Raw genomic sequence first — 19,212 nt, 5'->3', positions numbered from 1 at the left:
TCAAAAGTGAGCTGCTGTACCTGCAGAAATTCGATTCCCTGGAACACCTCAAGCAGGAACTGGTGGACTATCTGGATTACTACAATAACCGCAGAATCAGGATGAAACGAAAGGGCTTGCCGCCTGCTCTCCACAGACAACAAGCCCTTTCGGTTGCTTGAACAATTTCTTCAAAAATATTGTCTAACTTTTTGGGGTCACTTCAATAATCCGTGGTACCGGGGATTTTTTTCGTTTGACCCCGTGAGGGGAGTGGGTTGCATTCACATGGAAGGCATTCGCTGCTTCCGCAGAGGAAAGTTTCAGACCCCGTGAGGGGAGCGGGTTGTATCGGCCTGAGCGATATCTATACTCAGATTTATGACCCGTTGCAGACCCCGTGAGGGGAGCGGGTTGTATCAGAGGAGATCAACAAAGCCACTGGGCGCAAGCGCATGTTGCAGACCCCGTGAGGGGAGCGGGTTGTATCCCGGAAAAGAAATACGCCGTTATCTACGCCGACCCGTTGCAGACCCCGTGAGGGGAGCGGGTTGTATCACTTTTGCACACGATTTTACACACGGGGAAAAATGGTTGCAGACCCCGTGAGGGGAGCGGGTTGTATCCAATACTGTACTTGCGTCTGTAGAGAGTTTGGGGGGTTGCAGACCCCGTGAGGGGAGCGGGTTGTATCGCGCTAAACCTCTCACTAATGCAAGACCTGAATAGTTGCAGACCCCGTGAGGGGAGCGGGTTGTATCCTGCACATCCGATCTTTCTGTATTCTCCAAAGGATGGTTGCAGACCCCGTGAGGGGAGCGGGTTGTATCTTTGATGTCGGCAAGGATACGGCGGGCGCGCTTGGTTGCAGACCCCGTGAGGGGAGCGGGTTGTATCCAAGTCCGCTCTCATCGCCACCAGTCTGATGGAGTTGCAGACCCCGTGAGGGGAGCGGGTTGTATCATTATGGTTGTGTACTGCATCCAGGTAGTATGGGTTGCAGACCCCGTGAGGGGAGCGGGTTGTATCCTTCTGAGGTCATGTTTGCTATGGCTTGGAAAGGTTGCAGACCCCGTGAGGGGAGCGGGTTGTATCTTGTGGTCGATAGCTGGAATAACATCAAAAAGTATCGTTGCAGACCCCGTGAGGGGAGCGGGTTGTATCCGCATTGGCAATTTGTGCCGGGTGGGCCTCCCCCGTTGCAGACCCCGTGAGGGGAGCGGGTTGTATCGGCAGCGTGGAGAGCAACCGCCAGGCATTTTGAAGTTGCAGACCCCGTGAGGGGAGCGGGTTGTATCGGCTGGAGCGGGGGATGAATCCATCGACTTGTCCGAGTTGCAGACCCCGTGAGGGGAGCGGGTTGTATCCAAGGGCAACCGGTATCGTATAACTGGGGCTGTGTTGCAGACCCCGTGAGGGGAGCGGGTTGTATCGGTAAAGTCATCAAATCCAATGGATTCTTTATAAGTTGCAGACCCCGTGAGGGGAGCGGGTTGTATCGCCCCCTCGTGGTTGGAGTGGAAGCACACTGCGGTGTTGCAGACCCCGTGAGGGGAGCGGGTTGTATCGGTGACGGTGACCAGCATGATGTTCATGATGCCGATGTTGCAGACCCCGTGAGGGGAGCGGGTTGTATCGGCAAAAGCGTACAACCCGGTTGAAATTTTTTAGCGATGCTATACAACCCGTATGTTTTATCATAACACAATTTTTACCATATTACAAGGGGAAGTGAGCATACTCCACAAAATACGGAGCTGATTTTTGTGCCTGCTCCTGTGCGAACCCCCTGCGTGCAGGCACTGATTTCTTCCCCATTTTCAGAGGTTCGCACAAAATACGCTGTGAGCTCTGAATGGGCCGGATTCCGGGCAGAGAATGTAACACAGGGAGACAGCCCTGAAAAAATTTCAGCGCATCCCTGAACGCTCCGTCTCCGGGCAGGAGTAAATATGGAAGGAAGAAAACAGTCGGCCACCGGCCAAGAAAGCGAGGATTTTATGAAGTACTTTACCAAACTTGACCTGAGCACCGCCATGAACCTGACCCCTGAGGCGATGGACGTCCTCCTGCTCAGCTGCGGCATCTCCAGCACCCGGGAAAGCCTGAGCAAGGATGAGGTACGCGCCATTCAGCACTATCTCCAGCAGCAGAGCGACGGCCTGAGCGCCCAGGCCCAGGAGCGGCTGGAGCGCACGGTGGAGCAGTACACCGTCCTGGTGGACACCTGTTCGCTGCTCCACTACCAGTTTTCCGCCTGGATGGAGCACATGCTCCCCATACTGCGGCGCACCGGCAAGCAGCTCGTTATCCCGGGCAGCATTCTCCGGGAGATGGGGCAGCTGGCAGACAAAAAGCCGGAGCTGGCCCAGCCTGTCCGCACCGCCACCGGATGGCTGAACAGGCTGCACCGGGAGGGACTGCTGGCCGTCTACGGAGGCAACAGCGAGACCTTCGGCGACCACCAGCTTCTCGCTGCAGCCACCCAGTTCCATACCAAGAACCGCCTGCTGGTGGTCACGCAGGACAAGGACCTGGCCACCGACCTCATGGGGCTCAACCAGCTCAACTCCGTCCAGGGCAAAAAGGTGTTGGTGCTGCGCATCAACAAGTACGGCTACCTGTCCCGGTTCCACTCGGATGCCAGGCAGAGCGGCAGCAGCTGCAGCTTCTTTCCGCCCGCGCCGCTGGTGGAGGATGACCAGCAGATCCTGCCGCTGACCCAGCTGCCCACCACCGGAGACGAGGTGATCGGTACCTCCGGCACGCTGGTACTGGGGGACGTGCTGGGCCAGGGCGGAGAGGGCACTATCTACGACCTGGGAGACGGAACGGTGGCCAAGCTCTACCACCCGGAAAAGCGCACCGCCGCCCGCAGGGACAAGCTCCGGCTCATGGTGACCGCTCCCATCCGTGAGCAGGGGATCTGCTGGCCCCAGGAGCTGCTGTGCAACACGCAGGGGGAATTCGTGGGCTACCGGATGCTCAGAGCGGCCGGAACCTCCCTCCAGCGCTGCCTGCTGAACCAGAACAGCGTCCAGCGTTACTTCCCCAGCGGGCAGCGGGCGGAGCTGGCGAGGCTGGCCGTCACCATCCTGGAGAAGCTCCAGCTGCTCCACCGCTCCGGGGTGCTCCTGGGGGACATCAACCTGAACAACATCCTCATGGTGTCCCCCAGTGAGGTGTGGCTGGTGGACTGCGACAGCTACCAGGTGGGCGGCTACCCCTGCCCGGTGGGAAAGAGTCCGTTCCTCCCTCCGGAGCTGCTGGGCAAGCATCTCTCTCAGCAGCTGCGCACGCCGGGAAACGAGGCCTTTGCTGTGGCAACGCTGCTGTTCATGCTCATGCTGCCCGGCAAGGCGCCCTATGCCCAGCAGGGGGGCGACAGCATGGAGACCGCCATCCGGGAGGGAAATTTCCCCTATCCGTGCGGGGATAACCACGGCTGTGGTGTGCCGGAAGGCTCCTGGCGCTACCAGTGGAGCCATCTGCCCCTGTACATCAAGCAGTACTTCCACGGCACCTTCCAAAAGGAGGGGCGGTTCTACGCCGAGGAAAAGCGGCTGCCTGTCTCCACCTGGCTGTCCGTCTTCCGGCGGTACCTGGAGCTGCTGGAGACTGGGGCGCTCCAGGGGAAGGACGAGCAGTCGGGCAAAATCTACCCGAACCGCCTGAAGGAGGGCGGGAAACAGCCCCGGCAGGTGAGTCAGCGCCGCATCTGCCAGATGTGCGGGGAGGAGTTCGACCTGAGCCAGGGGGAGGAGAACTTTTACCGCTCCAAGGGGTTCTTTCTCCCCCAGACCTGCCCCAGATGCCGCCAGCTCAAGCGGATGCTGAACCAGAACAGCGCCGACAGCCAGATTGCCTGAGCGAAAAAGGAGGAACCTCACATGTGGAACACACTCATGGCAGCCTGCACCGGCAGAGGGCACCGGCTGCGCCAGCAGCTGGGACAGGACCGCACTGTCCGCCGGACGGAATACGGCGTCACCGCCATCGCACTGGCAGATGGCGCCGGCTCCGCTCCCCTCTCCCATCTGGGGGCGGAGTGTGCCGTTCAGACCGCCTGCCGCCTACTGTGCAGGGAATTTGAGACGCTGTACGCCTCCCCCACGCCCCAGGCCATGCGCCAGTGGATTGTGGAACAGGTACAGGAGGCCATCGCGGAAAAGGCCGCCCTCTACCGGGCGAAGCCTTCGGAACTTGCGTGCACCCTGCTGGCAGTGGCGGTGTGTGGTGACCGCTATCTGCTCTTCCATGTGGGAGACGGGGTGATTGCATACCAAAAGGCGGGGAAATTGCTGGTGGCTTCCCGCCCTTGCAACGGGGAGTTTACCAACACCACCGTCTTTGTCACCTCCCGCTCGGCAGCGCAGACGGCCCGGGTACTGAAAGGAACCCAGGCCGCTCTGGAGGGGTTCGTCCTCATGTCGGACGGCTGTGAGCAGGCGCTCTACCACAAGCGGACCGCCAGTGTGGCGCCTCTGCTGGGGCACATGCTCCAGTGGTCCGAGCTGCTGCAGCCGACTGTCAGCGGGGACATGCTTCACACGGTCCTGGAGCAGCACATTGCTGCCCGCACCACGGATGACTGCAGTTTGGCTGTGATGAGCCGGGCTGGTGAACACTTCGGCCGGTGGGAGCGTCTGACGCCCAGAGAGCAGAGCAGGATCTTCGGCGTTGCGACCCAAAACAAAAACCGCCGCCGCAGAGCATTGCGCCGTATCCGGAAGCAGTGGGGAAGATAGCGCAAATCCGCTCTCGCCAAACGGCAATACCATCCGTCACAAATGAAAAGCACATCCTGTACCGAAATCTGTGATTCTCCGGTACAGGATGTGCTTTTTTAACTGTGCTATATGAATGAAATACTGTGTACTGGCTTTATCTATACAGCCCAGGGTACAGGATATACTGGAGAATATTCGTTCTCTTGGACTTCGTCTTCTAAAGTGCGCTGCTCCTGAGACCAGGAATCTATCCATGTTTGGAGCCAATTATTTTCCTCAGACTTTATAAGAGATTTCTTGGAAAAGTTCTTTGCTCCATACATTACCATAAACCAGATGCTTAATGGATACAGGGAAGATTGTTTAAAAGAAGGCGCCTGCTCATCTAAGAGGGCATCGATTGCGTCCTTTTTTTTCTGATAATACTTTTTCAGCCTACTTTTTTGACGCCTATATTTGTCGCGGAACTTATACAGGGCCTTCCCAAAATACAGGAACCCAGATTTTATAATATCCGAATCGGGTAGTACAAAATCTTTTGGTACATGGATATTTATAACTAAACTATTGGGAATAGGGTTTTCTCCAACGCAAATGGGAACTGCATTTAAAAAGGGGTGGGTGTCCCACTTGCGAGATCGACTGCGTTTGTACTGCTCAAGATCCGTGATGGCTTCCTGTAATTGGGAGCTATTAATACGTTCCAACAAAAAAAGATAAGGTTCAGCGGCACCCGGTTTATCCCTTTCGTCGCTTCTTTTAAAGTAATTGGATGATCGGGATAGGGGCATTGTTATAATTGGATCTGTGCCTAGGCACTTTGTAAGATAGGAGGCCAGTTGTTCGGCAAAGTCTTTATATTTTCCAGGACATACATAGTTGATCATACAACATGGGATCTGTGTCTTTGGCAAGAGCGGCAAGTTCTGCATTAAATGAAGATAGGTGAGCAAGGGCCAAATAATCTTGTCATGCTGTGGATATTGGAGCGATTCGGCAGGTGTCTTGCTTTCGCCGTATTGAGATAACCGCTTGTAAAAGGGCTTTGCAAAATTGCTTGGTATAATATCAGCGATTTCATCCAAATCTTCCAAATTAGGTCGGAGCAGTTTATTCCACAGTTTTATCTGCAATTTGGCGTGGGCCCATTCCGTTGGATCCATGTCCAACAATTCAAACGGGCCATTCTTATGGAATGTGGGCAGATCCATCAGACAAGAAACAATGTGTCCGTCATAGTAGATCTCAAAATATGTGTACCGTTTGATAAAAGCTTTAGATTTGGGAATCAGATAGAGCTGCTTATATTCTACACAGATATAATCGCAGGCAATTTCCTGATCGCGGCGTGGAGCAAATGTGATCGCAGGTGGGTCATTGCTTAACGAACAGACGGTATTTGGCTGATGGGCTGAAAGGAATTCTAAAACTTTGTCTGTGGATGCAGTCCATTTGTAGACTCGAATCAATGCCTGGCGTGGTTTTTCACCTTGACATAATTTATAAAAACGAGAACATAGCTTCTCCAAACGAGATTCCATATCATACCAAAAGTTGGCGTCGTTAAGCGCAACTTTGGCCCGTACTAACCCATCCATCATATCCCTCCTTTTTCTCCATTATAGGGCTTCAGAACAAAACTACAAGGTAAATTTTAAAACTACCTGAAGCAGGAAAAGTGGTCCATGAATATCCGCTTGCCTTTTATATTTGATCAACTTATAATAAGAACATGATTAAACGAACTTCGGAGGATAACCCATGGACATCCACAGCGCGCGCCAGCAGCTCAGGACCCGCACCATCTACGATCTGCCTCTGCGGGTGACCTTCTATGCCCGCGTGTCCAGCGAGTCGGACGAGCAGCTCAACTCCCTGGGCAATCAGATTTCCTACTACCGGGACTACATCAGCCGCAATCCGGCCTGGACCTTTGTGGAGGGGTATATCGACGAGGGCCTGTCCGCCGCAACCACCAAGAAGCGGGAAAACTTTCACCGCATGGTGGAGGATGGAGAGAAGGGGCTGTTTGATTTGGTAATCACCAAGGAGATTACCCGCTTTGCCCGAAATACGCTGGACTCCATCCAGTACACCCGCCGCCTGCTGGCCGCCGGGGTGGGAGTGTTCTTCCAGAACGACAACATCAACACCCTGGACGAGGACAGCGAACTGCGGCTGACCATCATGTCGGGCATTGCCCAGGATGAACTGCGCAAGCTCTCCAGCCGTGTCAAATTCGGACATCAGCAGGCCATCAAAAACAGCGTGGTGCTGGGCAACAGCCGCATCTTCGGCTACCAGAAGGAGAAGGGCCGGCTGATCATTGACGAAGATGAGGCCCCTATGGTGCGGGAGCTGTTTGAACGCTATGCTACCGGTCAGTATTCCATGAAGCAGATTGAGACCCTGTTCTGGGAAAAGGGATACCGGAACCACAACGGAAAAAAGATTGCCCACACCACCATGTCGGGGATGATCTCCAATCCCAAGTACAAGGGCTACTATGTGGGCAACAAGGTGAAGGTCATCGACCTGTTCACCAAGAAACAGAAGTTCCTCCCGCCGGAGGAGTGGGTGATGTTCAAGGATGAGACGGGGGAGATCGTGCCTGCCATTGTCAGTGAGGAGCTGTGGGACCGGGCTAACGAGGTGCTCAAGCGCCGCAGTGAGGACGTGAAGAACCGCCAGGGGATCTGCAACCACCAGAACCTGCTCACCGGCAAGCTGTACTGCACCCACTGCGGAGCGGCCTACTACCGCCGGGACAGCGTGGACCGCAGCGGAAAGAAAAACAGCAAGTGGGTGTGCTCCGGTAAGATCAAGAACGGGGCGGCCTCCTGTCCCTCCTTTCCCATCTATGAGGAGGAACTCAAGCCTCTGCTGTTCTCAGTCTTTCAGGAGAACGAAGCCGACATCGATGCCCTTATTGAGGAGTATATCCAGATGTACCGCTCTCTGGACCAGGGGGGTGAACTGGACAGGCAGATCGCCGCGCTGGAGCAGACCATCGAGACGGTGGAAAAGAAGAAGCAGAAGCTGCTTACCTTCAACGCTCTGGGGGAGCTGTCGGACCAGGACTTTCTGTCCATGAACAAGCAGTGTGCCGCCGAGCTGGAGAAGGCCAGAGAGGAGCTGGCAGGGCTCACCTCCCAGCGGGAGTCGGCGGAGGACTTCCAGGCCCACATCGCCAAGCTCCGCAAGGTGCTGCGGGAGGCGTCCGCCCACGCGGCGGACGGGATGGTGACCAAGGAGTTTGTGGATACCTATGTGGACAAAATCTTTGCCACCCCCCAGGAGGACGGCTCTATGCTGCTCCAGATCAAGATTTTTACCGGGGAGACTACGGACAAATATCTGACCAGTCTCAGAGGTCGTGCGGGTCACACGTTTAAGAAGATGATCCAGGCCTACGAGAACGGCATGCAGTAATCCCGCACTGCTCCCATCCACAGCCGGGAAAAGAAGCATCCCATAAAAACCGGGCGCGCGGCTCAACGCCGCGTGCCCGGTTTTCGCCGTTGAGCACAAAAGAAGACCCGTAATCGGCTGCCTCTTCTGTTTGACGGAGGAGCGGAACATGCGGTATACTACCCTCTGACAGGAGTAAGAAATGTTATGGCGGTTTTTGTGCCGCCGAGAGGAGAATACAAGCCATGTTCCGACCTTACGATATGCATATGCATACCGTTTTTTCCACCGACTCTGAAACGCCCATGGAGGCGCTGGCCGAGGCGGCCATCAGCCGCGGCATCGCCGGCATTGCCATCACCGACCACTATAACCCGGACTACCCCAATCCGGTCCACCGGACCGGACAGCCCACACAGGCCTATCACCGGGCCATGGAGGGCCTGGCGGAGGCGTACGCCGGGCGGGTGGAGGTGCTCAAGGGCATTGAGATGGGCATTCTGCCGGGGGACACCATGGCCCGCTGTGAGGCGGCCGCCAGGGATTATGCCTATGATTTTATTCTGGCGTCCTTCCATGCCACGCCGGAGCGCACCTTTGATGACATGGCCCGGGACCCGGCCTGCAAGGTCGAGGCGGTGTTCCGGCAGTACTATGAGCAGGTTCTCTCCTGCATAAAGCGCTTTAAGGACTACGATGTGCTGGCGCATCTCAACCTGGTGGACCGCTACGCGCCCTACGTGCCGGACGACAGTCTGTACGGGGACTTGGTGGACGAGATCCTCCGCATCGCCGCGGCCGACGGCAAGGGCCTGGAGGTCAACACCGCCAGCTGGCGGTACGGCATGGGAGAGCGGACCACCCCCACCGCGGCCATTCTCCGGCGCTTCCGGGAGCTGGGCGGGGAATATGTCACCGTGGGCTCCGACGCCCACACTCCCAAGTGGCTGGGGGATCACCTGGACGAGGGGTGCCAGCTGCTGCGGGACTCAGGCTGGAAATACTGCACCGTGTACCGGCAGAGAAGACCCTGTCCCATCAGGCTGTGACCTGACGGCGGGACAGGGGCTCCATGATTGAAATAATGGGAGAAAGGGGACTGGGGCATGTACGCCAAACAGATTACCATCCAAAGCAAGAGCGGGCTTCACGCCCGGCCTGCCGCCGACTTTGTCAGCCAAGCTGGGAAGTTCAAGTCGCAGATTGGCATCCAGCGGGCCGGTGAAGCGAGCCGGGCGGACGGGAAATCCATCATTATGCTTCTCGCCCTGTGCCTGGCCCAGGGGGAAGAGGTGATCCTCTCGGCCGACGGCGAGGACGAGGAGGAGGCCGTGGAGACCCTGGCCCAGATTCTGACCGATTGCGGAAGATAAATTTCCGCAAATGGACGGCTGGCCTTGAAAGGAACGCCGGGGGTATGATATCCTTAAATAAAGTCAAACGTACGGGAAGCCGCCGCCTGGACAGCGGCGCGGCAGGCATTTCGTCGCAGGAAAGGAATGAATGGCAGTGGAAATGAACAAGCACAGCAATCTGGACCCCGCGTCCCTCGCCGCCTACATCGATCATACCCTTCTCAAGCCCGAGGCCTCCGCGGCGGACATCAAAAAGGTGTGCGACGAGGCCAAGGAGCACCGCTTTGCCAGTGTGTGCGTCAACCCATCCTACATCCGTTATGTGGCGGAGCAGCTTGCCGGCAGCGGCGTGACGCCCTGCTGCGTCATCGGCTTCCCCTTCGGCACCCAGACCCCCGAAGCCAAGGCTTTTGAGGCCAAGGACGCCGTGGCCAACGGCGCCCGCGAGGTGGACATGGTCATCAATGTGGGCGCCATCAAGTCGGGCGACTGGGACCTGGTGGAGCGGGACATTGCCGGCGTGGTGGAGGCTGCCGGAGGCAAGGCGGGGGTGAAGGTCATTCTGGAGACCTGCCTGCTCACCGACGAGGAGAAGGTGAAGGCCTGCACCGTCAGCAAGAAGGCGGGGGCGGCCTTTGTCAAGACCTCCACCGGCTACTCCAAGGGCGGCGCCACTGTGGAGGATGTGCGCCTCATGCGGCAGACCGTGGGCCCCGAGATGGGGGTGAAGGCCTCCGGCGGCATCCGCACCTATGAGGACGCGGTGGCCATGATTGAGGCCGGCGCCAACCGCCTGGGCGCCAGCGCGGGCATCAAGATTATCGCCGGCCCCTCCGCCGGGGAGAGCGCGGCCGGCGCCGGCTACTGAGCCGAAAAGAACATACAGCGCCGGTGGGGCGGGAGAGCTGTGAAAGCGCGGCTCTCCCGCTTTTTTGCCTGAAGCAGGCATCTCCGCCTCCGCCGAAGGACAGAGGGCTATATCTGGTAGAAAAAGAAGGGGTTTTGGTAAAAAGGGAGGATGGTCTTGCGTTGCGGGAGCGTTTGTGATATGCTAAAAAACAGGTGAGGACCGGAAGGAATTTTGTTTAGAAGGATGAAAGCGGGAACCGTTTTTATTCCTTCGGTTCCACGGCTGTCCCGCCTTGTTCCGCCCCACGGGGCGGATATCGGAACGAGTTGAATAGAACAGTTCGGACACGGTGCGGCGCAAGGCCGCCTAACAGGGAAGACCGGTGAAAATCCGGCGCAGTCTTACCTCTACTGTAAGCGCAGACGAGAGCGTCAGTCCATTGGCCCGGGGCCGAGAAGGGACGCTGGAGGATGAAGCGTAAGCCAGGAGACCTGCCGAAGTCTGGTACGTACTCTGAGGTGGAGGGTACTGGCATACGTCAAACGCGGGCCTTTCCATTGGGAAGGGCCCGTTTTTTGTCTGCCGGTCCCAGGAGGCGCTATGGCAAAGCTGGAACACTATATTGATGTGGGCGACAGGAAGCTGCGCTGCGGCTATACCACCGGCACCTGCGCGGCGGCGGCGGTCCGGGGGGCGGCGGAGCTGCTGCTCACAGGGCGGAGGCTGAGCGCCGTCCGGGTGGACACCCCGGCGGGCATCCCGGTGGAGGCCGAGCTGCTGGAGCTCTCCGCCGGGCCGGGCTGGGCGGCCTGCGCCGTCCGCAAGGACGGGGGCGACGACCCGGACATCACCGACGGCGCCCTGATTTTCGCCCGGGTGGAGCGGACAGGCATCCCCGGCGTGGAGATCGACGGCGGAGAGGGCGTGGGCCGGGTCACCAGGCCCGGCCTGGACCAGCCGGTGGGCGCGGCGGCCATCAACTCCACCCCCCGGCGGATGATCCGGGCGCAGGCCCAGGCCGCGCTGAGGGCGGCGGGCGCGTCCGGCGGGCTGCGGGCCGTCATCTCCGTACCCGAGGGCCGGCGGCTGGCGGGCGGCACCTTCAATCCCCGGCTGGGCATTGAGGGAGGCATCTCCATCCTGGGCACCAGCGGCATCGTCCGGCCCATGAGCGAGGAGGCCCTCATCCGCTCGGTCCGCCTGGAGCTGGATTTGGTGTACGCCGCCGGCGGGGAGGACGTGCTGGTCACCCCGGGCAACTACGGCGAGGACTTTGCCCGGGACGTGCTGGGCCTGAAGCTGGACCGCTGGGCGTTGTGCAGCAACTATGTGGGGGAGGCTATCGACCACGCCCGGGGGCTGGGGTTCCGATCCCTCCTGCTGGTGGGCCACCTGGGCAAGCTGGTGAAGGTGGCGGCGGGCATTATGAACACCCACTCCCGCACCGCCGACGGCCGGGGAGAGACCATGGCCGCCCACACCGCCCTGTGCGGCGGGGACCGGGCCCTGGTGGAGCGGGTCTTTGAGGCCCCCACCACCGACGGCGCGGCGGCGCTGCTGGAGGAGGCCGGCCTGCTGGAGGACGTGACGGCCTCTCTGGCGGCGGCTCTGGACCGGCGGCTCAAGGCCCGGGCGGGGACGGACATGGAGATCGAGGCCATTTTCTTTTCCAACCGGTTTGGCATTCTGGGACAGACCCCCGGCGCGGCGCGGCTGCTGGCGCGCCACCGGGCGGAGCAAAACGAGAGAACATAAAAACGGAGGCTCACTGATATGGTACACTTTATCGGCGCCGGTCCCGGCGCACCCGACCTCATCACCCTGCGGGGCGCCCGGCTGCTGGCCGAGGCCGACGTGATCATCTATGCCGGTTCCCTGGTGAACCCGGCGCTGCTGGAGGGCCGCAAGGAGGGCTGCGCCGTGTACGACAGCGCGTCCATGACACTGGAGGAGGTGCTCTCCGTTATGGAGCAGGCCGAGGGGGAGGGCAAGACCACCGTCCGGCTCCACACCGGCGACCCCTCCCTCTACGGCGCCATCCGGGAGCAGATGGACCAGCTGGACAGGATGGGCGTGTCCTACGACGTGACCCCCGGCGTGTCCTCCTTCTCCGGCGCCGCCGCGGCCCTCAACGCGGAGTATACGCTCCCTGATGTATCACAATCTGTTATCATCACCCGCATGGCGGGCCGCACCCCCGTACCCGAGGGCGAGGCCCTGGCCAAGATGGCCTCCCACGGCTGCACCATGGTGCTCTTCCTGTCCACCGGGCTGCTGGAGGATGTGGAGAGGGAGCTGATGAAGGGCGGCTATGCCCCCGACACCCCGGCGGCCATCGTGTACAAGGCCACCTGGCCCGACCAGAAGGTGTACCGCTGCACTGTGTCCACCCTGGCTGAGACCGCCAAAGCCAACCACGTCACCAAGACCGCCCTTATCACCGTGGGCGGCTTCCTGGGCACGGAGTACGAGCGCTCCAAGCTCTACGACCCCGCCTTCACCCACGGCTGCCGGAAGGGGACCGAGGGATGAAGCTGGCCATGGCCGCCTTCACCGCCCGGGGAGCAGCACTGGGGCGGCGGCTGGCGGCGGCGCTGGCGGCGGAGGGGGAGGAATGTACCCTGTCCGTCCCCGCCCGGCTGGCGGCGGAGCTGGACCTGCCCGCCATGGACAGCCTGGCGGACTGGACGGCCCGGGCATTTGCCCGGGCAGACGGCCTCATCTTCGTGGGGGCCTGCGGCATCGCCGTCCGGGCCATCGCCCCCCATGTGAAGGATAAGTTTACCGACCCGGCTGTGGCGGCGGTGGATGAGGCGGGACGCTGGGCGGTGCCCCTCCTGTCCGGCCACGTGGGGGGCGCCAACGACCTGGCCCGGCGCATCGCCGCCCTCACCGGCGGACAGGCGGCGGTGTCCACCGCCACCGACGTCAACGGCCTCTTCGCCGTGGACCAGTGGGCCGCCCGGCAGGGCTTCGCCATGGAGGACAGAGCGGCTGCCAAGGCGGTCTCCGCCGCTCTCCTTGCCGGGGAGAAGGTGGGCTTTGCCAGCGATTTCCCGGTGGACGGCCCTCTGCCCCGGGGCGTGACGGAGGGAGAAGCAAGCATCGGCTTTTCCGTCACCGCAAAGACGGACCCCCTGCCCTTTGGGAACGGGCTGCGGCTGGTACCCCGGGTGCTCCGGCTGGGCATCGGCTGCCGCCGGGGTACAACCGAGGAGGCCATTGCCGCCGCCGTGGACGCCGCCCTGGCGGAGCACGGGTTCTCCCCCAAAGCGGTGGCCGGAGTGGGTACCATCGACCTGAAGAAGGACGAGGCGGGGCTGCTGGCCTTCTGCGCCCGCCGGGGCTGGAAATTGAACTGCTACAGCCCGGAGGAGCTGCTCCGGGCGGAGGGAGACTTCACCCCCTCGGACTTCGTGAAGGGGGTCACCGGAGTGGACAACGTGTGCGAGCGCGCCGCCGTGCTGGGCGGCGGGCGGCTGGTCATCCCCAAGCGGGCGGCGGGCGGCGTCACCGTGGCGGCTGCCCTGCTGCCCCTGCGGCTGACATTTGATTAAAAAGAAAATGCCGCGCCCCAGGGCGCGTGTGGAGGTTTTTGGATGAAAGTGACCGTAATCGGCCTGGGCCCCGGCGCGGGCGCCGACCTGACCGGCCGGGCCAGAGCGGCTCTGGCCGCCTGCGACCTGGTGGTGGGGTACACCGCCTATGTGGCCCTGATTCAGGACGAGTTCCCCGACAAGGAGTACCGCTCCACCGGCATGCGCAAGGAAGTAGACCGGTGCCGGGCGGCGGTGGAGGCCGCCCTGGAGGGCCACGACGTGGCCATGGTGTGCTCCGGCGACTCCGGCGTGTACGGCATGGCGGGCCTTATCTACGAGGTGGCCCGGGACTATCCGCCGGTGGACATCGAGGTGGTGCCCGGCATCACCGCCGCCTGCGGCGGCGCCGCCGTGCTGGGCGCGCCCCTGACCCACGACTTTGCCGTGGTGTCCCTGTCCGACCTGCTCACCCCCTGGGAACGGATTGAAAAGCGGCTCACCTGCGCAGCCGAGGCGGATTTTGTCCTGTGCATCTACAACCCCATGAGCCACAGCCGCCCCGACCACCTGCGCCGGGCCTGCGACATCCTGCTGAAGGTCAAGGACCCGGGCACGGTGTGCGGCTGGGTGCGCAACATCGGCCGGGAGGGGGAGGAGAGCAAGCTCCTCACCCTGGCGGATCTGAGAGACGAGAAGGTGGACATGTTCACCACCGTGTTTGTGGGCAGCAGCGCCACCATGAACCTGAACGGCAGGATGGTCACCCCCCGGGGCTACCGGGGCGTGGGTTCCCGGGAGGAGTAAGCATCCCGGACAGAAGGAGGAATCAGCGTGGAAATTCTGCTCTTCGGCGGCACCACCGAGGGCCGCATGCTGGCCCAGTGGCTGGATGAGCGGGGAGACAAGGTGACCTACTGCGCCGCCACCGAGTACGGCGGCACCCTGGCCCCTGAGACCGAGGGTGTCACCGTCCATGTGGGACGGCTGGACCAGGCGGGCATGACAGCCCTGCTGGCGGCGGGTCATTTTGACTACGCGGTGGACGCCACCCACCCCTACGCCTCCGTGGTCAGCGCCAATCTGAAGGCGGCGGCGGGAGAGGCCGGTGTGCCCTATCTCCGGCTGGTGCGGGAGGGCCCGCCGGAGGACGAGGGCTGGATCCACGCCCCCGACGCCAAAACAGCGGCGGAGATGCTGCTGGACATGGAGGGCAACGTCCTCCTCACCACCGGCAGCAAGGAGCTGGACTGCTACGCAGTCCCCGGTCTGCGGGAGCGGGTATTTCCCCGTGTGCTGCCCGCTCCGGACTCCCTGAACCGCTGCCTGGAGCTGGGATTCCCCCCGGCCCACATCATCTGCATGCAGGGCCCCTTTTCCAAGGAGCTCAACACTGCCATGATGGAGCAATTTAACATCAGCGTGATGGTCACCAAGGCCAGCGGGGGGACCGGCGGCTTCTGGGAGAAGGCCGCCGCCGCCCGGGACGTGGGGGCGGCCCTGCTGGTCATCGACCGCCCCTGCCGGGAGACCGGATTGAGCCTGGAAGAGATGGAGGAATTTCTGTCCCGGGCATTTTAATGGAGAGATAAAGGAGAGAGACAGCCATGAAGAGCCCGGTTTATCTGATTGGCGTGGGCATGGGGGACGGCGGTACCCTGACCGCCGACGCCGCCGACGCCATTGACGCCTGCGACCTGCTCATCGGCGCGCCCCGTCTGCTGGAGTCCTGGCAGGACAAGGGTAAGCGGACGGAGGCCATTATCCCCGCCCAGGAGATCGCCGGCTGCATCCTCAGCCAGGACAGCCGCTGCACCGTGGGCGTGCTGCTGTCCGGCGACGTGGGCTTTTACAGCGGCGCCAAGAACCTCTACCCCCTCCTGGAGGAGGAGCGGGAGGTCATCGCCATCCCCGGAATCAGCAGTCTGGTGTACTTCTGCGCCCGGATTCACACCACCTGGCAGGACGTCCATCTGGTCAGCGCCCACGGCCGCAGCTGCGACGCCGCCGCCGAGGTGGGCCGGAACGCCAAGACCTTTTTCCTCACCGGCGGGGACAACGGCCCGGCGGAGCTGTGCGCCCGCCTGCGGGACCGGGGCCTGGGCCAGGTCAGCGTCTGGGTGGGGGAGCGGCTGTCCTATGAGGACGAGCGCATTACCTACGGCGCCGCCCAGGAGCTGGCGGAGGAGGAGTTCGACCCGCTGGCCGTGATGCTGGCGGTCAACCCCAGCCCCGACCGGGGCAGGGCCTATATCCCCTCCCTCACCGACGACGATTTCCTCCGGGGGGACGTGCCCATGACCAAGGAGGAGGTCCGGGCCCTGGCCCTGGTGAAGCTCCGCCTGGAGCCGGGCCAGAAGGTGTGGGACGTGGGCGCGGGCACCGGATCTGTATCGGTGGAGTGCGCCCGGTCCATCCCCGACGGCGACGTGTTCGCCATTGAGAAAAAGCAGGAGGCCCTGGAGCTTCTCTCCAAGAACAAGGCCAGGTTCGGCGTGTCCAACCTCCATCTGGTGGCCGGGGAGGCCCCGGGGGCCCTGGAGGGCCTGCCCGCCCCCGACCGGGTGTTCCTGGGGGGCACCTCGGGCAGCCTGGGGGAGATTCTGGGCATCGTGTTCCGCAGGAACCCCGCCGCCCGTGTGGTGGCCGCCGCCATCACCCTGGAGACCCTGGGGGAGGCCATGCGGTGCTTTGAGGGCATGGGCCTGGCCAACGTGGAGATCGCCCAGATTGCCGTCAGCAAGGCCAGAGCCGTGGGCCCCTACCACATGATGAACGCCCAGAACCCGGTGTGGCTCATCTCCGGGGAGGGGCAGGGATGAGCGGGGGAGCGCTGCCCCGGCTGCTCCTCTGCGCCCCCGCCAGCGGCGGAGGCAAGACAACCGTCACCTGCGCCCTGCTCCAGGCCCTGGTGAACCGGGGGCTGTCCCCCGCCTCCTTCAAGTGCGGCCCGGACTACATTGACCCCATGTTCCACAGCGAGATCATCGGGGCCAGGAGCCGCAATCTGGACCTGTTCTTCTGCGGGGAAAACCTGGCCCGCCAGCTCCTGTGGGAGAACGGCCGGGACTGCGGCGCGGCGGTCATCGAGGGAGTCATGGGGTACTACGACGGCGTGGCCATGGGCACCAGGGCCAGCGCCTACCACCTCTCCAAGGCCACAGGCACCCCCGCCGTGCTGGTGCTGGACGGCCGGGGCATGGGCCTCTCCGCCGCCGCGGCTGTGAAGGGCATCCGAGACTTCCGGAGCGACAGCGGGATTGCCGGGGTGATTCTCAACCGGATCTCCCCCACGCTCTACCCCCGGCTGAGGGATGCCATTGAGACGGAGACCGGTGTAAAGGTGTACGGCTTTCTCCCCGAGCGGAAGGACTGCGCCCTGGAGAGCCGCCACCTGGGGCTGGTTACCGCCGCAGAGGTGGCCAATCTGAAGGAGAAGCTGTCCGCTCTGGCCGCTCAGGCCGAGGAGACGGTGGACCTGGACGGCCTGCTGGCCCTGGCCCGGTCCGCCCCCGCCCTGGAATTTGAGGCGGAGCCTCTCCCGCCCCCTGTGCCCGGCAGGCCCCGCATCGCCGTGGCCAGGGACAGGGCCTTCTGCTTCTACTACGCCGACGGCCTGGACACCCTGGAGAAGCTGGGGGCGGAGCTGGTTCCCTTCTCCCCCCTGGAGGACAGAGGACTGCCGGCGGGCTGCTCCGGCCTCTACCTGGGCGGCGGTTACCCGGAGATTTTCGCCGGGGAACTGGCCAGGAATACGGAAATGTTAACCGCCATCCGCTCCGCCGTGGCGGGCGGCATGCCCACTGTGGCCGAGTGCGGCGGGTTCCTTTACTTACATGCGTACTTGCAGGACAGCGGGGGCGCGGAGCAGCCCCTGGCCGGGGTGTTCCCATGGACGGCCCGCAGCACCGGAAAGCTGGGCCGCTTCGGCTATGTGTCCCTGACGGCCCGGAAGGACGGCCTGCTGTGCCGGGCAGGGGAGGGCTTCCCGGCCCACGAGTTCCACTACTGGGACAGCGAGCAGCCCGGCGCGGATTTCCGCGCCCAGAAGCCCGGCGGCAGCCGGGGCTGGGACTGCGCCTGGCACACCCCCACCCTGTACGCAGGATTTCCCCATTTTCATTTCCGCGCCTGTCCCGAGGCGGCCCGCCGCTTCGTGTGGGCATGCGCCAGATATCAGGAGGAGCGTGTATGAGCATTCTGGAGGAGACACTTGCAGCCATTGTCCCTGCGGACCGGGCGGCCATGGACGCCGCCTGGCAGCGATGGGACTCCATCGCCAAGCCTCTGCGCAGCCTGGGCCTGCTGGAGGAGGCGGTGGTCCGCATCGCCGGCATGACCGGCACCCCCGCCGTGAAGCTGGGTAAGCGTGCCGTCATCGCCATGTGCGCCGACAACGGCGTGGTGGCCCAGGGGGTCACCCAGACCGGCCAGGAGGTGACCGCTATTGTCACCGAGAACATGTCCACCGGCGACACCAGCGTCTGCCGCATGGCGGCCGCCGCCGGGGCGGAGGTCATCCCCGTGGACATCGGTGTGGCCCGGCCGGTGGCGGGGGAGCGCATCCGGCAGTACAATGTCCGCCGGGGCACCGCCGACATGACCCAGGGTCCGGCCATGACCCGGGAGGAGGCCGTGCAGGCGGTGGAGACCGGCATAGAGATGGTGCGGGAGCTGAAGGGCAAGGGCTACGGCCTCATTGGCACCGGCGAGATGGGCATCGGCAACACCACCACCTCCAGCGCCCTGGCCTCCGTGTTCCTGAACCGCCCCCCCGAACAGGTGACGGGCCGGGGCGCGGGCCTCTCCAGCGCCGGACTGGAGCGGAAGATCAAGGCCATTGAGACCGCCATTCAGGTCAACAAGCCGGACCCCGCCGACCCGCTGGACGTGCTGAGCAAGGTGGGCGGCCTGGATCTGGCCGGGTTGTGCGGCGTGTTCCTGGGGGGCGCGGCCTGCCGCATCCCCGTGCTGGTGGACGGCTTTATCTCCTCCGCCGCGGCCCTCACCGCCGCCCGGCTGTGTCCCGCCGCGGTGGACTACATGCTGGGCAGCCACGCCTCCAACGAGCCCGCCGGGCGCATGGTGCTGGAGGAGCTGGGCCTGAAGCCCTTCCTCTACGCCAACATGTGCCTGGGCGAGGGCACCGGCGCGGCGGCGGTCATGCCCCTGCTGGACATGGCCCTGGCGGTGTACGACGGCATGACCACCTTTGCCGACGAGCAGATCGAGGCCTACCAGCCTTTGACGTAACTCCAGGGGGGAAAATCCCCCCTGGATACAAAACCGCCGCGCCGCCTTGGGCGGCACAACGGTTTTGATACCCCCCTCACCCCTGCACAGCGGGGGTG

The 19,212-nt window shown here is 62.5% G+C and carries 16 protein-coding genes, 1 CRISPR repeat array and 1 riboswitch; of the genes, 15 read left to right on the top strand and 1 reads right to left on the bottom strand.

Translation table 11 applies throughout. The annotated features are described in order from the left end of the window. The first annotated feature begins 11 nt into the window (after window positions 1-11). The 3 genes from QZY67_RS11925 (at window position 12) to QZY67_RS03055 (ending at window position 4,727) form a co-directional block, all read left to right on the top strand. Window positions 12-161: an IS3 family transposase gene (locus tag QZY67_RS11925; protein WP_366448931.1), complete on the top strand. Its 150-nt coding sequence runs from the start codon at window positions 12-14 to the stop codon at window positions 159-161. 70 nt (window positions 162-231) lie between these two features. Continuing rightward, a CRISPR array of direct repeats spans window positions 232-1,616; the repeat unit is 33 nt; unit sequence GTTGCAGACCCCGTGAGGGGAGCGGGTTGTATC. Between the two features lie 315 nt (window positions 1,617-1,931). Next, window positions 1,932-3,848 carry a hypothetical protein gene (locus tag QZY67_RS03060; RefSeq protein ID WP_295368482.1) on the top strand — a complete coding sequence of 639 codons (1,917 nt, stop codon included), beginning with the start codon at window positions 1,932-1,934 and terminating at the stop codon, window positions 3,846-3,848. A gap of 21 nt (window positions 3,849-3,869) precedes the next feature. Further along, window positions 3,870-4,727, top strand: coding sequence for a PP2C family serine/threonine-protein phosphatase (locus QZY67_RS03055; RefSeq protein WP_295368480.1), 858 nt, complete (start codon window positions 3,870-3,872; stop codon window positions 4,725-4,727). Window positions 4,728-4,867: 140 nt separating this feature from the next. Here the strand turns inward: QZY67_RS03055 and QZY67_RS03050 are convergent, their stop codons facing one another. After that, entirely contained in the window at window positions 4,868-6,307 is a 1,440-nt protein-coding gene (locus QZY67_RS03050) for a hypothetical protein (protein ID WP_295368479.1), read from the bottom strand. A gap of 163 nt (window positions 6,308-6,470) precedes the next feature. On the opposite strand from QZY67_RS03050, the gene QZY67_RS03045 reads away from it, so the two are divergent. From QZY67_RS03045 to cobT, 12 genes are all read left to right on the top strand, one after another. After that, window positions 6,471-8,141, top strand: coding sequence for a recombinase family protein (locus QZY67_RS03045; protein ID WP_295368478.1), 1,671 nt, complete (start codon window positions 6,471-6,473; stop codon window positions 8,139-8,141). A 224-nt stretch (window positions 8,142-8,365) separates the two neighbouring features. Beyond that, window positions 8,366-9,169, top strand: coding sequence for a histidinol-phosphatase HisJ family protein (locus tag QZY67_RS03040; protein ID WP_294532471.1), 804 nt, complete (start codon window positions 8,366-8,368; stop codon window positions 9,167-9,169). A 57-nt stretch (window positions 9,170-9,226) separates the two neighbouring features. Continuing rightward, entirely contained in the window at window positions 9,227-9,493 is a 267-nt protein-coding gene (locus QZY67_RS03035; RefSeq protein WP_294532474.1) for an HPr family phosphocarrier protein, read from the top strand. A gap of 160 nt (window positions 9,494-9,653) precedes the next feature. Beyond that, window positions 9,654-10,343: a deoxyribose-phosphate aldolase gene (gene deoC, locus QZY67_RS03030; RefSeq protein ID WP_295368484.1), complete on the top strand. Its 690-nt coding sequence runs from the start codon at window positions 9,654-9,656 to the stop codon at window positions 10,341-10,343. A 312-nt stretch (window positions 10,344-10,655) separates the two neighbouring features. Next, window positions 10,656-10,839: riboswitch (cobalamin riboswitch) on the top strand. Window positions 10,840-10,925: 86 nt separating this feature from the next. Further along, window positions 10,926-12,080, top strand: coding sequence for a cobalt-precorrin-5B (C(1))-methyltransferase CbiD (gene cbiD, locus QZY67_RS03025; protein WP_295368476.1), 1,155 nt, complete (start codon window positions 10,926-10,928; stop codon window positions 12,078-12,080). Window positions 12,081-12,098: 18 nt separating this feature from the next. Next, window positions 12,099-12,857: a precorrin-4 C(11)-methyltransferase gene (gene cobM, locus QZY67_RS03020; protein WP_295368475.1), complete on the top strand. Its 759-nt coding sequence runs from the start codon at window positions 12,099-12,101 to the stop codon at window positions 12,855-12,857. Next, window positions 12,854-13,882: a cobalamin biosynthesis protein gene (locus tag QZY67_RS03015; RefSeq protein WP_295368474.1), complete on the top strand. Its 1,029-nt coding sequence runs from the start codon at window positions 12,854-12,856 to the stop codon at window positions 13,880-13,882. The genes cobM and QZY67_RS03015 overlap by 4 nt, the downstream gene beginning before the upstream one ends. Window positions 13,883-13,924: 42 nt before the next feature. Continuing rightward, window positions 13,925-14,668, top strand: coding sequence for a precorrin-3B C(17)-methyltransferase (cobJ, locus tag QZY67_RS03010; RefSeq protein WP_295368473.1), 744 nt, complete (start codon window positions 13,925-13,927; stop codon window positions 14,666-14,668). A gap of 27 nt (window positions 14,669-14,695) precedes the next feature. After that, window positions 14,696-15,442 carry a precorrin-6A reductase gene (cobK, locus tag QZY67_RS03005; RefSeq protein ID WP_295368472.1) on the top strand — a complete coding sequence of 249 codons (747 nt, stop codon included), beginning with the start codon at window positions 14,696-14,698 and terminating at the stop codon, window positions 15,440-15,442. 26 nt (window positions 15,443-15,468) lie between these two features. Continuing rightward, complete coding sequence (gene cbiE, locus QZY67_RS03000) at window positions 15,469-16,683, top strand: precorrin-6y C5,15-methyltransferase (decarboxylating) subunit CbiE (RefSeq protein ID WP_295368471.1); 1,215 nt, start codon at window positions 15,469-15,471, stop codon at window positions 16,681-16,683. Further along, a complete protein-coding gene (locus QZY67_RS02995) occupies window positions 16,680-18,056 on the top strand; it encodes a cobyrinate a,c-diamide synthase (protein ID WP_295368470.1) in 1,377 nt (458 codons plus the stop codon). The genes cbiE and QZY67_RS02995 overlap by 4 nt, the downstream gene beginning before the upstream one ends. Continuing rightward, on the top strand, window positions 18,053-19,114 hold the full coding sequence (gene cobT / locus QZY67_RS02990) for a nicotinate-nucleotide--dimethylbenzimidazole phosphoribosyltransferase (RefSeq protein ID WP_295368469.1): 1,062 nt from the start codon (window positions 18,053-18,055) through the stop codon (window positions 19,112-19,114). The genes QZY67_RS02995 and cobT overlap by 4 nt, the downstream gene beginning before the upstream one ends. Window positions 19,115-19,212 lie beyond the last annotated feature (98 nt).

This window comes from uncultured Pseudoflavonifractor sp. (assembly GCA_904419835.1).
Lineage (GTDB): Bacteria > Bacillota > Clostridia > Oscillospirales > Oscillospiraceae > Pseudoflavonifractor.
The sequence above is the reverse complement of the archived record's forward strand: the minus strand, read 5'-3'. Positions and strand labels throughout refer to the sequence as shown.

Coding starts and splice junctions, on each gene's coding strand:
- QZY67_RS03040 (WP_294532471.1), top strand. CDS start 8,366: ATGTTCCGACCTTACGATATGCATATGCATACCGTTTTTTCCACCGAC.
- QZY67_RS03015 (WP_295368474.1), top strand. CDS start 12,854: ATGAAGCTGGCCATGGCCGCCTTCACCGCCCGGGGAGCAGCACTGGGG.
- cbiD (WP_295368476.1), top strand. CDS start 10,926: ATGGCAAAGCTGGAACACTATATTGATGTGGGCGACAGGAAGCTGCGC.
- cbiE (WP_295368471.1), top strand. CDS start 15,469: ATGAAGAGCCCGGTTTATCTGATTGGCGTGGGCATGGGGGACGGCGGT.
- QZY67_RS03035 (WP_294532474.1), top strand. CDS start 9,227: ATGTACGCCAAACAGATTACCATCCAAAGCAAGAGCGGGCTTCACGCC.
- QZY67_RS03060 (WP_295368482.1), top strand. CDS start 1,932: ATGGAAGGAAGAAAACAGTCGGCCACCGGCCAAGAAAGCGAGGATTTT.
- cobJ (WP_295368473.1), top strand. CDS start 13,925: ATGAAAGTGACCGTAATCGGCCTGGGCCCCGGCGCGGGCGCCGACCTG.
- cobT (WP_295368469.1), top strand. CDS start 18,053: ATGAGCATTCTGGAGGAGACACTTGCAGCCATTGTCCCTGCGGACCGG.
- cobM (WP_295368475.1), top strand. CDS start 12,099: ATGGTACACTTTATCGGCGCCGGTCCCGGCGCACCCGACCTCATCACC.
- QZY67_RS02995 (WP_295368470.1), top strand. CDS start 16,680: ATGAGCGGGGGAGCGCTGCCCCGGCTGCTCCTCTGCGCCCCCGCCAGC.
- QZY67_RS03050 (WP_295368479.1), bottom strand. CDS start 6,307: ATGGATGGGTTAGTACGGGCCAAAGTTGCGCTTAACGACGCCAACTTT.
- QZY67_RS03045 (WP_295368478.1), top strand. CDS start 6,471: ATGGACATCCACAGCGCGCGCCAGCAGCTCAGGACCCGCACCATCTAC.
- QZY67_RS03055 (WP_295368480.1), top strand. CDS start 3,870: ATGTGGAACACACTCATGGCAGCCTGCACCGGCAGAGGGCACCGGCTG.